Annotated in this window: 10 protein-coding genes and 1 pseudogene; 4 read left to right on the top strand and 7 right to left on the bottom strand. The window is 48.2% G+C overall.

What is annotated here, in order from left to right:
- The first annotated feature begins 13 nt into the window (after positions 1-13).
- From M0Q40_07535 to M0Q40_07520, 4 genes and pseudogenes are all read left to right on the top strand, one after another.
- A pseudogene (locus M0Q40_07535) lies at positions 14-1,219 on the top strand (MATE family efflux transporter).
- 409 nt (positions 1,220-1,628) lie between these two features.
- A complete protein-coding gene (locus tag M0Q40_07530; GenBank protein MCK9222458.1) occupies positions 1,629-2,348 on the top strand; it encodes an ATP-binding cassette domain-containing protein in 720 nt (239 codons plus the stop codon).
- Between the two features lie 34 nt (positions 2,349-2,382).
- On the top strand, positions 2,383-3,609 hold the full coding sequence (locus M0Q40_07525; protein MCK9222457.1) for a hypothetical protein: 1,227 nt from the start codon (positions 2,383-2,385) through the stop codon (positions 3,607-3,609).
- A gap of 140 nt (positions 3,610-3,749) precedes the next feature.
- A complete protein-coding gene (locus tag M0Q40_07520) occupies positions 3,750-4,568 on the top strand; it encodes an IclR family transcriptional regulator (GenBank protein ID MCK9222456.1) in 819 nt (272 codons plus the stop codon).
- Positions 4,569-4,982: 414 nt separating this feature from the next.
- Here M0Q40_07520 and M0Q40_07515 read toward each other — a convergent pair whose 3' ends face one another.
- The 7 genes from M0Q40_07515 to M0Q40_07485 form a co-directional block, all read right to left on the bottom strand.
- The gene (locus M0Q40_07515) at positions 4,983-5,945 is read right to left on the bottom strand and encodes a hypothetical protein (GenBank protein MCK9222455.1); all 963 of its coding nucleotides are present in this window, start codon (positions 5,943-5,945) and stop codon (positions 4,983-4,985) included.
- Positions 5,945-6,655, bottom strand: a complete 711-nt coding sequence (locus tag M0Q40_07510) for an N-acetylmannosamine-6-phosphate 2-epimerase (GenBank protein ID MCK9222454.1) — start codon at positions 6,653-6,655, stop codon at positions 5,945-5,947. The genes M0Q40_07515 and M0Q40_07510 overlap by 1 nt, the downstream gene beginning before the upstream one ends.
- 12 nt (positions 6,656-6,667) lie before the next feature.
- On the bottom strand, positions 6,668-7,606 hold the full coding sequence (locus M0Q40_07505; protein MCK9222453.1) for a dihydrodipicolinate synthase family protein: 939 nt from the start codon (positions 7,604-7,606) through the stop codon (positions 6,668-6,670).
- A gap of 32 nt (positions 7,607-7,638) precedes the next feature.
- Positions 7,639-8,700, bottom strand: coding sequence for a glycoside hydrolase (locus tag M0Q40_07500; GenBank protein ID MCK9222452.1), 1,062 nt, complete (start codon positions 8,698-8,700; stop codon positions 7,639-7,641).
- Positions 8,701-8,997: 297 nt separating this feature from the next.
- Positions 8,998-11,355 (bottom strand): exo-alpha-sialidase, encoded by a 2,358-nt coding sequence (locus M0Q40_07495; protein ID MCK9222451.1) that lies wholly within the window; start codon positions 11,353-11,355, stop codon positions 8,998-9,000.
- Between the two features lie 170 nt (positions 11,356-11,525).
- Positions 11,526-12,176 (bottom strand): hypothetical protein, encoded by a 651-nt coding sequence (locus tag M0Q40_07490; GenBank protein ID MCK9222450.1) that lies wholly within the window; start codon positions 12,174-12,176, stop codon positions 11,526-11,528.
- 148 nt (positions 12,177-12,324) lie between these two features.
- On the bottom strand, positions 12,325-13,584 hold the full coding sequence (locus tag M0Q40_07485; GenBank protein MCK9222449.1) for an extracellular solute-binding protein: 1,260 nt from the start codon (positions 13,582-13,584) through the stop codon (positions 12,325-12,327).
- Positions 13,585-14,328 lie beyond the last annotated feature (744 nt).

Genomic DNA, 14,328 nt, shown 5'->3' with positions numbered 1-14,328 from the left:
GGTAGATATGATGATGGTGGGAAGGCTAGGAGCGGCATCCATTGCCGCAATAGGCTTTACCAACCAACCGGTATTCTTTTTGCCTGCAATACTCAGGGCCCTTAATGTTGGCACTACAGCCCTGATTGCCAGGTTCATCGGTGCCGGCCGCGCTGATCGGGCCAATGATACACTAAGGGTTAGTCTAGCTATCACCCTATTCCTTGGTGCTCTTTTGAGTATCATCAGCTAGCTTACCGCTCCACGGATCATTATCGCCATGGGTGCAGAAGACGATGTGCTTCCCTTCGCCACTTCTTATATGAGGATCATCTCGTTGGGTATGCTATTTACAGCCGGCTCCATGGCATTGACCTCGGCACTAAGAGGGGCCGGAGACACTAAGACGCCTATGACCATCAACTTAGTCGCAAATGGGGTCAATGTCATTGGAAATTTCGTGCTGATTTATGGTCATCTAGGATTACCAGCCTTGGGGATAAACGGTGCCGCTATAGCCACAAGTATTGCTCGGGTTGTATCCTGCCTTATGGCCTTATACGCAGTGATGAACCGAGGCTCACTTCTTCGCCTTTCTCTGGCCCCTCCTTATAAAGTAGAACTGGGCTTGTTGGAACGGCTCTTTCAAATAGGGCTTCCAGCAACAGGAGAGCAGCTTGCCCTAAGGACAGGACAAATCCTCTATCTACGGATCGTAGCAGGGCTTGGTACTACCACGGTTGCTACCCATCAAATAGGCATGAATATCCTGTCTCTTTCGTTCATGCCAGGTCAGGCCTTTAGTATCGCAGCAACTACCCTAGTAGGACAACAACTAGGTACTAAGCGGCCGGATATTGCTGAACAGTGTGCATTAGAGACACGAAAGCTAGACATGTTGGTTTCAGGTGCTGCTGCATTATTCTTTTTCTCCTGCGGCTCCTTGATCGCCCGGCTATACACCACAGAGCAAGAGATAATTAGTCAGACCGCTATGGTACTTGAAGTAGTCGCTCTCATTCAACCTGCTCAATCCACCCAGTTCAATCCTTACTGGAGGATTGAGAGGTGCAGGAGATACACGGTGGCCTCTGGTTTCCAGCTTTGTTGGTATCCGGGGTGTCAGGGTCGCTGTGGGATATCTATTGGTAAACCATCTACACCTCGGTCTTTTCGGAGCCTGGATGGGGATGGCACTGGACCAATGCACACGCTCAGTCTTGATTTACACCAGATTTAAGCAGGGCAAATGGTAGACAATTAAAGTGTAGTAAGGGAAGACTGCCTCAAGGAAGTATCAGAATGCTGCCAAGATTATGATGGCACCCGGATTCGTCCAAGAGGATTGCCCAGGATGACTACTGGATGTCTGTTAATCTTACGGAGAAATTGCTACTCTTATACCATCTCTCCAAGCAACTTGAACCATGGATTCTACCTGTGTTAAGATAACATTAATTGACTGCTATGACCGACGATACCCGCTCCTTTGCGTTATGTAAATCCTGTCCCCGGAGCAGAGATCGGATACCTGTGCAGGCCCATTTTGGAGGCTGGTTTTTTCCCCGAACCAATGAAACCCAGAGGCGCCCAAAGGTGGGCCTCCAATCTCACTCAGAATAGGGTCCTGACCCTAGGGAGGTACCTCGATGTACTTTTGCGTCAGCAATCTATCCTATGCCTATAAAAAAACCCGAGTCTTACACAACGTCTCCTTTTGCGGAAGCAAAGGCGAGACGATCGGTCTCATTGGTGCAAATGGTGCAGGAAAAACAACGGTCATCAAGAACATAACCGGCTACCTCACCCCAAGCACAGGTAAGATTACATTAAATGGAACTGATATAGGTTCCATCAAAGATACCGATTTCCCCATATCCTATATTCCGGATACCCCTGTTTTCTATGAAGAGTTGTCGCTACTTGAGCATCTACACCTTACGAAGGCATTGTACCCTTCGAATAAAAGAGAAATTGCAGAACTGTTGGTACTGTTCGAGCTGGAGGAGCACATACACAAGATACCCTCGGCTCTTTCAAAGGGAACAAGGCAAAAACTCATGATTGCAATGGCGCTATTGCGCAGCTACACTATGCTACTGGCGGACGAGCCGTTTTCGGGACTTGACCCAAAGCAAATCGCCCTTTTGAAACATCTCTTCGCACAACATAAGAAACAGAATAAGCTTGTCATCCTTTCCACCCATCTCCTTGATGTGGCAGAGAATATGTGTGACCGCTATGTGCTGCTACACAAGGGCGCGGTGTTGGCCGATGGAACGAAAACAGAGCTTGCTGAAAAGGCAGGGATTGCCAATGATGCTTCCATGGAAAGCATATATCTCGAATTGGTGAACAACCTTGCATAGCGTATGTAAATTGATCCTTAGGAACAAGCTGCGGTTGTTTTGGGGAATTCTACGCCATTACTGGACTGTTGTTGTTGCTATGCTCGTAACTGTGGGCCTACTTGTGTATCGGCTTCCTTCAACAGTCATCAAGTTTTGCAGCGGTGGCCCCGTTGCCACAATCTTTCTCTGTGGGTTTATCGCTGTCATCACTGCATTTCGCGTTTTCGTAAACGGAAATCCTGTTGTCAAACTAGATGCAGCAACGGTGCATCATGTCCGCAACACGCACCTGTTCTCCGAGATATTGTTGATGCATTACTTGCTCATCATCTGCAAGAAGGCACTGTTCTCCTTTGCCCTGGCATATGTTGTTTCGGGATTGCAGTTCAACACTGTTTTCTGGTTATACTTCTGTCTTTTTGGAACCTATCTTACCATTGCAGATTCTCTCGCATGGATTCTTTATCATAACGGGCGCATTATCCTATGGGTAGCCCTCGTCTACCTAACAAGCACCGTATTACTGTTCCTACCGTCAGTCTTCTCAGCAGCAGCACTGGGGCTGCTTATCATCGGTTGCCTGGCATATGTCTGCTGTTTTTTAAAGCTGGACTATGCCAAATATGAGGAACAACTGTGTTACATCGATGAAACCATGGCAGCAACAAGCCGAAAAGACTATGCCGAAATGGTACGAATTGTTGAGGAGAACCGACCCCAAACCGTATCCGGCGTCAAGCTATTTATGTTTCCGCTGCGAAGAAATACTGTATTCATCTACAAGAGTCTCATCGAAATACTGCGTTCACATAGGCAGATTTGGATCTTCCTTGCCCTCCTGTTTGCTCTCGGCGTTGTCATAGTGAATACCAGGATACTATCGTTCCTGTCGCTTGGTGAAGACCATTTGATGTCTACAATAGTTGCTACCTATTGCATCGTAACCGTAGCCATCACTGCATACGAAATACCTGCAAAGCAGTACAGGACGCTTTTGGACAAAAGAGCGTTGGGACTATTCATACCGTTATCCAAAGAACGGATATTGCTTCAGCATCTTATACCTCATCTGATCTTAAATGGGCCTTTTGCCGTGTTAATTAGTGTGTGTTTCTCTAAGATGTCTATTTACACAGTGGCACTGTGGATGATTCTCTGTATTGCTTGCACCGGAATAGTCTGGTCAAAGACACTCACCAGCAGGAAAAGCAATGCTGTACGATTGGTGCTTACTATTTTGCTGATAACCACAATTTTTACTTATGTTGAGTTGCTATAGAGATTTACTCCTTGTTCCCGAAGCGCTGATATTGAACTCCCCATAGCTTGAACCATGGATCCCACCTGTGTTAAAATACTGTTAGTTGATTCTGCTAGTACTTGCCCAGAGATTAGCCATTCTGGTAGGAGGATGTTTACTTGTCAATTAAGAGCGTACATAAAGCCCTAGCCGTACTTGAGGCTGTAGCCAAGGAAAGAGATGGGCTCACTGCCCAAGAGATCAGTTCTCAGTTAGATCTTCCCTATGCGACGGCACACCGTATCCTATCCACTTTGCATAGCGCGGGTTATCTGTCCTTTCAGAAGGCCCATAAAGTGTACCGTACTGGACCACGTTTACTCAATCTTTACGGTTCGGTAACCCAGCAAGACCAGTTAGGACGATTGGTCTATCCTCCTTTGTCAAAGCTAAGCCACGATACTAAGGAGACAGTACACCTGGCAATACGGCACGTTAATGAAGTACTGTATCTAGAAACCATTCTACCCCCTCACTCCTTTGTTATGTATACACCCGCGGGCTCCCGCTCACCCATCCATTCCACTGCCTTAGGAAAAGCGATGGTTGCCTTTAGTGCCGATGAGGAGATCGAAACCCTTCTTGAAGACTATGAATTCCAGCGTTTCACTCCGAATACAATCGGGTCTGCGGATGAATTGTGGGCAGAGATTCACCAGATTAGACAAGTAGGATATGCAATTGACAAAGAGGAGAGCTCCATTGGAGTCCGTTGTATTGCCTCTATTGTGGCGAACCAGGCTGGTTATCCTGAAGCGGCGATCTCCGCATCCGCATCGGCAAACCGCCTTGATAGTGAACAGACCATCACAGAATTTGCTGTAGTGGTATGCGCGGCTTGTAGAGAGGCCTCAAAGGCGATTGGCGGAATGCTTGGCCCGGATCCTAAGCTATGGTATGAGGAGTTACTAAAACACCGCGGGTTTGGCACAGCCTAGCTGATACAGTGTTTTTTGGTTTTGATACTATCTGGGCCTTCGGCATGTGTTCCTGTCTCATATGAGAAGAGCCTGTGGTGCATGTAATAGGAGCCCGGATTAGCCACTTCAGAGCTTGGGGTTTATACAGTCTAGGTCTGGGAGATAAGTTTATTCACATACTCCCACGACCTAAATCATTAGTTTAAACGGGACATAGCCTTGGTTCGTCTTGTTCTCTCAGGTTAATCCAACCCCGAGGTTTACCTAGCGCATCCAAACACCTTCGTTTAACCCGTACTTTAGACTCCGATTAAATAATATCTAACGCTGCAAATATCATGGCTAAAGGCACCTACCTGGCTTGAATTGTGAAGTAAGCGTTGGTAGTTGATTCCATAGCTTCTGCTTAGTCTAGTAATCCCCGCGCAAAACTCAGAAGTCCTCTAATTGTCGTCGTATGCTTTCTGCAATAGATGACTCCACCTGAACCCCCAGGCCCCTTAGGCCAAGTAAGACTGCCCCTCCATCTCCGGATAACACCGGGGGAATAACCCTCATCTTAGGCATTCTTTCGCGTATCTCCCTTTCAAAGGGTTCAAGGACCCACTTACCTGCCTTAAAGACACCACCGACATAAGAACACATCAGGTCATCTTCCCCTAGGTCTGCGCTAACTGCTAGGACCGAGGAAGCAAGATGTCTCGCCACCTGAGCTAGAAGATCAATTGCCCGTTGATCACCTAAACTTGCAGCTGCACTTACAATCGGAGCAAGGGAAGCAATCATGGGTCTTGGCTCCGCCTCTGAGTAAAGGACTCGATGCATATCCCACAAGCTCTTGCAAGCAAATTGCTCCAGCAATATTTCGCGGATTTTGGTTGAGGGTCCTCGACCATCCTCAGCTTGAGTCGCAAGGGAAAGGGCCTGACGACCAATCCAATAGGCACTACCCTCATCCCCCATCAAAGGACCCCACCCCCCTGCAATAGCAGTACCCCCCTGCTTTCCCCGTCCATAGGCGATTGCGCCTGTTCCAGCAATCACAATAATGCCCGGTTGACCAATGAGGGCTCCTTCGTGAGCGGTAACACTGTCATGAACGAAAACTACTTGTGGTATGAAACCGAGGACAGAACGAACCGTCTCCTCCATTAAAGGACACCCTCCGGTCATACCTAATGCAGCTAAGTCAACATTTGCCCGAGACAGATCTGCTTGAGCAAGGGCTGCATCTAATGAGGTGAGTATCGCTTTACGGCACTTGGCGGGTCCCTCCGGATGGTAAATGGGAATGATTCCTTCCCCTCTGAAAACACTTAGGATATGTCCTGTCTCATCAGCAATGATGCAGATGGTAGAGGTCCCTCCACCATCAAAGGCAGCAATGTAACGCATTAACCCGACCCCTTTTTACTGTGCGTACTGATATACGACACAAACCTTTTGGTAATCAACCATGGATTAGTGATCGCGGTACCTACTACCACCGCCCAAGCGCCTAATTCCAGAGCTTTCCCTACATCCTCCCGGGTCCAGTAGCGTCCTTCGGCAATCACAGGGACTTTGCATCTTTTAGCAATACCCTGGACAAGATCCAGATCCGGTCCACTGATCTTAGAGCTATAGGGTGTATAACCGGAAAGGGTAGTCCCGATTACATCAAACCCGAGTGACTCAGCTTGTATGGCCTCATCTAATGTAGAGATATCCGCCATAGCCAGCTTTCCTGCCTGGTGCACTAGTTTTACTAGCTCCCGTACACTATCTGGACTTCCTTGTCCAGGCCTTTTTTGACCCGTCGCATCAATAGCAATAATGTCGGCACCAGCGGCGATAACTCGCTTTACCTCTTTTTTTGTGGGCGTAATATATACAGGCGAATCCGGATAGACCTCCTTGATCAACCCAATCATCGGGAGGGACACATGTTGCTTGATTGTTCTGACATCCTCTTCTCCTTCAGCACGAATCCCTACAGCCCCACCTAATTGAGCAGCCTTGGCCATAGCAAGCATGTAGTCTGCCCCACTTAATGGATTGTCCCCCCGGGCCTGACAAGAAACAACTAACCCGCCTCTTATTCCCTGCAAAAATGCTCCCATCATGATGATTCCACCCTATAGATTAGCTGCGTGCGCTCCTGGTTTCAGAAATTCAAACAAACCTATGGCGTCCATGGCCTTTCTCAATTCGCTGAGCTCGCTATCAGACAATGCAACAAGGGGTAACCTCGAGGGACCACAATCAATTCCAAGAAACTTCATCATGGACTTGATGGCTGGTTGACCCCCAAACCGAGCCAAAACCCGGATCATATCGCCGGCAACACCTTGGAATTCTCTGGCCCGTTCCAGATCACCCTGCCCATATGTCCGGACGACTTGGCGATATATGGGTGCTGCAAAGTTGTAGGTACTACCAATAGCTCCCTTGGCACCCATCGCCAAGGCTCCGAGCATCATTTCGTCAACTCCAAACAAAACATCAAATCGACCGCGGGCAAATCTCACACATCCTTGGAACTCATGTAAAGTCGGTGCACTATACTTGATACCAGCTAGGTTCGGAATGCGCTCTGGTGCCCTCTGCAGAAACTCAATCATATCTAAATCACAACCGGTTAATGCAGGAATGTGATAATAGAAAAACGGAAGAGATGGACAAACCCCGGCTATCTCAGCAAGGCACTCGATGAGCACCTCCAGGGAACCGCACTTGAAGTAACTTGGTGGCAAGGCAGCTATGGCATCAACACCTACCTGCGCTGAATGTCCGGCAAGCTTCTTGGCTTCCTGCAAAGAGTCATGACCAACCTGGGTAATAACCGGAATTCGTCCGGATGAGGCATTAACGTACGCCTCCACAGTCTCGCATCGTTCCTCAGTGGTTAAGGATGGACCTTCGCCTGTACTGCCGCACACATACATACCACTGATCTCTTCGCGAATGAGGTGTTCAACGATAAGTGGTACCTGCTTTAGGTTTAAGGAGCCATCCTGATGCATTGGAGTAAACGTCGCGGCAATCAAACCTGATAATCTATCTGAAACCGTCACGATATAATTCCTTCCTTCCTGCTCTACGCCTGCTAAATGGTCTTCCTTGCTAAGACATCTAGTTCCTCAAGTCTGAAGCGAACCGCCAGAATATATGGTTCTTCCCCTTCGATCCAATGCCCGTAGGTAACTGTAACGAAAGTACCGTCGGGCAACAGCTCCAGACCCGGGTAAGCACAATCCCCGTCATATTTGTTATCCTTTAATCTGACTCGGTACTGGCCATCCCCACCATGAACGAGATCATCATAGGTACCAACCCAAGCAATCCAATCGCCCCATGTCGGCGAGTCCTTGGCCGTATCCCTAAAGGTGACAACCAGTCGTCCATCTAGGGCATAGCGTGCCACGTGTCGATCTCCGGTTAAGGCTAGGGAGACCTGCCTAGGCTCGGACCAGGTCGCACCCTCATCATTACTGAAGACCACGAAGGAATGATACTGTTTACTGTTTTCCCGAAGCAGCAAGGCAATCTGCTTACCATCGGGTGAGCGCACGGCACCTGGTTCGCATAGGTGCGCATCAGGAAGCTCCGCAACAGCAATTGGTTCGCTCCAGGATAAACCGCCATCTTCGGATGTACACATGAACACTTGAAAACCAGCCCATTTCCCGGCATTATGCAGATATCGACCATCATCATGAAAGAATGCGGCATAATGTCCTTTGCCAGTCAGTAAAGGAATCACGCTGGCCATGGCGACTATGCCCCCAAAATCTCCGATTGGGGTAAGTTCAGACCAAGTCACTCCGTCGTCCTCGGAAACAGCCATACGAATCGGATACAGCCCAGAAAACAGGATCAGTCGTCTGGTTCCGTTAGCATCGATAACTCGATGAATCGTAGGGGTTTCCTTACTGGTCTTGAAACTCTCCGGCACAGGAAGTCGCTCCGACCAAGTTAGCCCGGTATCGTTACTCTTTTTCAAGATGATCGGACCCTTGCCATGACCCTTGGGATAGACAGTGAGTATTGTCCTTTGGTCCTCCAAGAGCACCGTCGTTGGATGACCAAGATATTGCCCAGGTTCTCGGTCTACGACCACCTGTCGCTTTACATCTTCATCTAGATCAATAAATCGCGTGTTAAACATATCGGGCACCCTTATCATCCCCTCATTTGGTCTATAGGCTTATCTGGCAAGCCCTCTTTTTCCACATTGCGGTTAACATATTTGCTATCCGGGTAATCTCAGTCTAGTCTACCATGGAATTACTACCTCATCAAGCACAGAGGCAGAGCGGTTTGATGACCAAGCACCAAAATAACAGGAGTAAGTCATGCGATTCAGTACTTCCGTTTGTATTGGCAGCATAACAGAAGAAGAACGAAAGGGGTGGAATAGAGCAGTACACAATATGTCTTTCCCACCCCATTATTTCACAAGCCTTTAGTGTTCTACCATAATCTGCTTATGGGCCAGGGCTCCCGCCTTAAGGGTTAGCTCAACTGGCTTACCATTGGCCTCGGTGATGCTACCGCCACCTAGATCAATATCAGCGAGGTTGTCAAGCTGTCCGTAATTCTCTCCTGGAACATGATACTGGAAGACTAAAGTATCGGTACCGGAACCTTTGGTATAGGATACCTGGGTTTTTGCAGCCCCGCCGGTTACTAACGTCAGCTGTGGCGTTCCAATCACAAAAACAGGTTTATCAAAGACCACCTGGATATCAATAACATCCCCTGGCCGGAAGACCCCACCACGGGCGGTAATATCAACTACCTGTGCTGGTCTTTCTACAATAACCGGTAATTCGTATTTCAACCATTCAAGATTAAACCGTGTAAACCAGATGGTGCAGCCTGACCCACCGCTGTAAACGTTATCTTCATAGAGTAAACCAATCTCACCATTGGGCAAGACGGTTAAGCAGGAATAAGCATAACCATCGGGGGTAATGACCTTGGAATAGGGCCAAGTCTTGCCTCCATCTTCACTAAGCCTCACCACACCGTTGATACGCGCACTCGCATTAGCAGGATTGGCGAAGATCAACCGATCTTTACCGTCCTGTTGGTCTGGATAGCTAATCACGGTCAACTGACAGTATGGTTCGAGCAAGGCCGAATCAAATTCAACATTGGCTTCCCACGTGTGGCCTCCATCTTTGCTAGTAGCGACAGCCACCCGCGGTACACTGGTATTGCGCATGAACATCTTCAAGTCCCCGTTGGCTAATTCTACCACCTGGGCCTCCGTCAACTGAGCAAGGCTATTACTAAGCGTCTCTGCAGAAAGTGTTCTCTTGTCGATCCATATCCGACCATCATTCGGTGAGGCCCCCCGCTGCCAAGTCGCACCGTGATCATCACTGTAAATAACCGCGCTGGACTGCATGCCTCTAGTGTTGGTGAAGTATATCGGAAAAACTAATCTCCCCTTGTGCTCTCCTTTAGTAAGCTGAATCCCACGGCCAGGACCCGTCCCGATAAACCTCATCCATGGTTCCTTGACCTGGGTGTTGAGATCCACAGGCTTCGACCAAGTTAAACCGTCATCATCGCTGTGAATAATCTGCAAGAAGGCGGTACCCTTTTCTCGTAGAGGAGCACCCTTTAAGTAGATGTTTCCGTACTTAGTTCCATCTGCGCGATGCACATCTCCAGCTTCATCCACAACCATGTCCGTTTTGCGATTAGCACTATCGAACACTTCGCCATTTTCTCTTAGCGTATACTCATTGCCTGCACTATCGTAGAGCAATTTGTATCCATTGGCATCGAACCCCACACCCGGTTGCGCCTGAGGAAACCCATAGCCCCCAGGGAAATGGCAGATCAAAAGCCAGATAGTTCCGGTACAATTGTCCTGAAGTAAGGACATATCAATTACAGAAGCACCATCACTGCCTTCACCCGGATAATCAATCAAAACCTGAATATCCTGCCACGTCTCTCCATTGTCGGTACTCCGTCTGATGGCCGCATCGATATTATTCGGACTATCTGCTGAGTGGCTAACCCTTTTGTCTATACCCGCTATGATCGTATTGTCTTTGGTGGTAATCAAAGATGGTATCCGATAAGCTCTGGAGCCATCAAGCCCCGGGTAGAACACCTTAGCCGGCTCTGTTTTTACAACACCATCAGGTAGGGATATCTTGTGTGTTTCTGTGATCGTGGGCATACTTAGCCGCACTATCTCTTCTTCCGAAAGGGCTTTGTCGTAAACCTGTACAAGATCAATATCCCCTTCATAATGCCATTCACCAGGTTCACCCTTATTATCGACGTTTCTACCTATACTCATGGAATTAAGATCCTTCACCGAATTGAAGCATACCGGCACATTACCCTCTGCAATCTTTCTTCCGTCAACATATACTTCTGTTCCTGTCGATCCCAGGGTAAGCACCCCCGTGTGCCATTTACCATCACTGTAGTTTCCCGGGGCTGTATACACTTGCTTAACCTTACCATCTGTATCCCGCACATGGCACATCAATTGGCCATTGACCATAGTAAATGCCATTTCTCCGTCGGGGAAACGATCGTTGGAGGCACTAAAGAAGGTAAAAACCCCCAACCCTGAAGTCCGAAACCGAGCCAGTACCGAAGCTTCAGACATCCCGATCACCTGGTCTATGTCCTCAGTAATGTCGATAAAGCTGGTTTTTCCTGCGAAACTCTTGTTTACAGCATAGTCTAGGATCGGTTCAGGTACATTGCTTTGCGCCCAAACTATAGGACACAGAACAACCATCAGCACCAAAAGCCCAACGTAATGCAAATAACCACTTTGCACCATCTATTCCCCTCTCTTGGTTATCCTACCTTTATAGAATACTGTCTGCGATAGGTCTGGTATTAGGTTACTTATAGGGCGGCTCATCGCCGCCCCATAAGTCCTATCTAGCCCCATACCCGCCGATGTAAACATACTCCAGACGCTCGTTCTAGTCCCGTTAATCCCAGCTATTTGCTAAGCTCAACTATTTGCTCTTCCGTTAGCACCTGATCATAAATCTGCACATAATCAATGTCGCCTTCATAGTACCATTCCCCACCCTCATCGTGAACGTTCCTACCGATACTCATGGTGTTAAGGCCTTCCACTGAGGCGAAGCACACACCCACATCACCCGAAGCTAGTTTTGTTCCATCCACGTATACGGCAGTCCCATCCTTTCCAAGAACCAAAATCGCCACATGCCATTTCCCATCGCAGATATTCTGATAGGCAGTGTATACAACCTTGGTCGGATGAGCCTTTCCCCCTGCCGCGTTCCCCGGCCCACGGACGTGGCACATTAGATTACCCCATGCCATGGGGAAACATACTTCGCCATCTGGGAACTGGTCATTTGAAGCGCTAAAGAGGCTCATAACACCCATAGTCGATGTTTTGAACCTTACCGCGATAGTCGCTTCGGACAATCCAGCTACTTTATCTAGATCCTCAGTTACGTCAATGAAACTGGTTAAACCAACGAACGTCTCCTTTACGGAATAGTCCAGTAATGGTTCGGGCAGCTTGGCTTGTGCGGACACCAAGGGAACAACAATCACACTGAGCCATACAGCGAAAGTCAAGAACTGTACCCTTTTACAACGCTTGCTTAACATTGATGATTCCCCTTTCAGGTTGTTTATGTCTGCAGCAAAGATGGATCAACTGAAGGTTCAGGCTGATACACGTACCTTTGCTATATGACCCCTTTTTCACAAATTCCTTATCATTGTCGGACAGATTCTCTAGCAAAAACCACAGGAATCATTTCTGGGCATATTGTGCAGCTTGCGCATCAACTTGGGACTGAATAGAATCAAGGGCCGTTTTAGCTGGAGCTTTTCCACCATAGACCTGGCTCATAACATCGCCAAGGGCATTATGAACTATACCTACACCCCAGCTAGGTCTATTATCCTCAGGGACCGCCCATTCGGTATCATTTACGGCGTTTGCAAACCAGTTCATACCGGGGTCGGCGGACCTAAACTCGCTGAAGAACTTCGTCGATGCGGGAAAGTAACCCGTCTCTTCATAAATAATCTGTTGGGCTTCCAGATTATCCACAAGGAACGTAATGAGTTTCCATGCTTCATCTTTCTGCGCTCCCGCAGGTATCGCATAGCCCCAACCGCTAAGCGCAGTGGCACGCTGTCCACTCATGGTCGGATGCCATGTATACCTAAAATCCCATTGGCTTGCCCGAGAACGAAGCTGTCCTGGTGCGTAGTATCCCAGGTTGGCCATAGCGGTTCTTCCTTGCGCGATCACATACCACGAACGTAACCCTATAAACTCTGTACTATAGGGCGCAATGAACCGATCAAATAAGTACTGTAAGGCATCAGTAAAGGCAGCCGTATTCAACCGAATTCTCTCCTCGGCAGCGTCCCACCAGCACGCACCTAATGCAAACTCCCATACGTAGATATCACCGTTTCTTCCTTCGGCAGGATGATACCCTACGCGTGTAACCTCTCCTTCGACATTCCTTTGAGCCAACTTTGCATTATACTCAGCTACAAGATCCCAAGAAGGAGCCTTATCAGGATCAAATCCGGGTAGACCGGCTTCGTCAAAGAACGTTTTGTTCCAGGCAAAACCATCCCTTGGCCCCCATTCGATCCCAGGAATGAACCAGTACTGCTCATTCATCGCAATGCCCCGCCAGGCCTGAGGCACCAAACCGTCTTTTACTTCAGGAGTGGCATCAATAAGGGAATTCAGTGGTAATATGATACCCTCTGAAACGAATTGGCCTAGATGTCCTTCTTGGGTAACAACAACATCCGGCGGCGTTCCACTAAGCGTCCGAACTATAAGCTGATCAGGGCTACCCCAACCTGCGGTTTCCACGGTAATCCCTGGGTTTTGGGCTTCGAACATGGGGACAATACGTTTCATAGCCCGATCCATTCCAGCCCAATTCCAATACCAAAGCGTAACGGTGGTATTAGCGCACACTACAGTAGCCAATAGTATTATTGAGAATACAACTGCAATAGCCCAACCTGCACCCTTCATCCTCCTAAACTCCGTCAACATGAGCTTCGTTCCTCCCTTGCTTTTGCATATGTGTGGACTTTATGCCAATTATATAGACCTCACTCTATTCCACTAAACAATCAATCTGTTCTATTTCATAATGAGTAGCTTAATGTAGCTTAGTCAACAGTCGTGTACTGTTCAGAGATTTCACAGGAACTTGGCTCAATTATCTTGTTAGAACCCCTCTAGCCCACTATTACGTGCAGCTTAGCTTGGTTCCCAACTAACAATCGAGTCGAGTCGACAGACAAGAAGCTCAAACCATCTGAGATCCGCTCGCCCGTTGCTTAGGGAACAGCCCTCCGCGTATCCACTTGATGGATACGTTACTTACTCTGTGAGTAACCTATCTATAGATTAGCATAGCCCTGCATTCACGTCAAGCTTGAACACTCACTAACTGACAGTCTTTTCGAAGACTAACGCATCTCCTTTAGCAGCGACTGCAATAACTAAACACTTACTACAAGACTAATCCCCTTAGATAAGGTATCTTCCGTCTTTGACTGCACTGCTCCATCTACAACGTATGGCTAATCTGCGGGTTTCTCCCTCCGAACAACACGATCCCGCAGGTAATGTACCATCCTTAGACTTAAATCGAGTAGGGTGCCGCTAGGTGGTCTTTCCTAGCGGCGGCCCTCTCAAAGAACCGTGCGTACGGACCCGTACACGGCTCCTAGCAAGCTTCAGTCGTTGGATAATAACGATGCAAGATGC

It is taken from the genome of Limnochordia bacterium, assembly GCA_023230925.1.
Lineage (GTDB): Bacteria > Bacillota > Limnochordia > DUMW01 > DUMW01 > JALNWK01.
This window is presented reverse-complemented; position numbering and strand designations above follow the sequence as displayed.

Bases quoted from the DNA above. Each gene is read 5' to 3' on its own strand.
- M0Q40_07530 (MCK9222458.1), top strand. From the start codon at position 1,629: ATGTACTTTTGCGTCAGCAATCTATCCTATGCCTATAAAAAAACCCGA.
- M0Q40_07515 (MCK9222455.1), bottom strand. From the start codon at position 5,945: ATGCGTTACATTGCTGCCTTTGATGGTGGAGGGACCTCTACCATCTGC.
- M0Q40_07510 (MCK9222454.1), bottom strand. From the start codon at position 6,655: ATGATGGGAGCATTTTTGCAGGGAATAAGAGGCGGGTTAGTTGTTTCT.
- M0Q40_07500 (MCK9222452.1), bottom strand. From the start codon at position 8,700: ATGTTTAACACGCGATTTATTGATCTAGATGAAGATGTAAAGCGACAG.
- M0Q40_07490 (MCK9222450.1), bottom strand. From the start codon at position 12,176: ATGTTAAGCAAGCGTTGTAAAAGGGTACAGTTCTTGACTTTCGCTGTA.
- M0Q40_07485 (MCK9222449.1), bottom strand. From the start codon at position 13,584: ATGAAGGGTGCAGGTTGGGCTATTGCAGTTGTATTCTCAATAATACTA.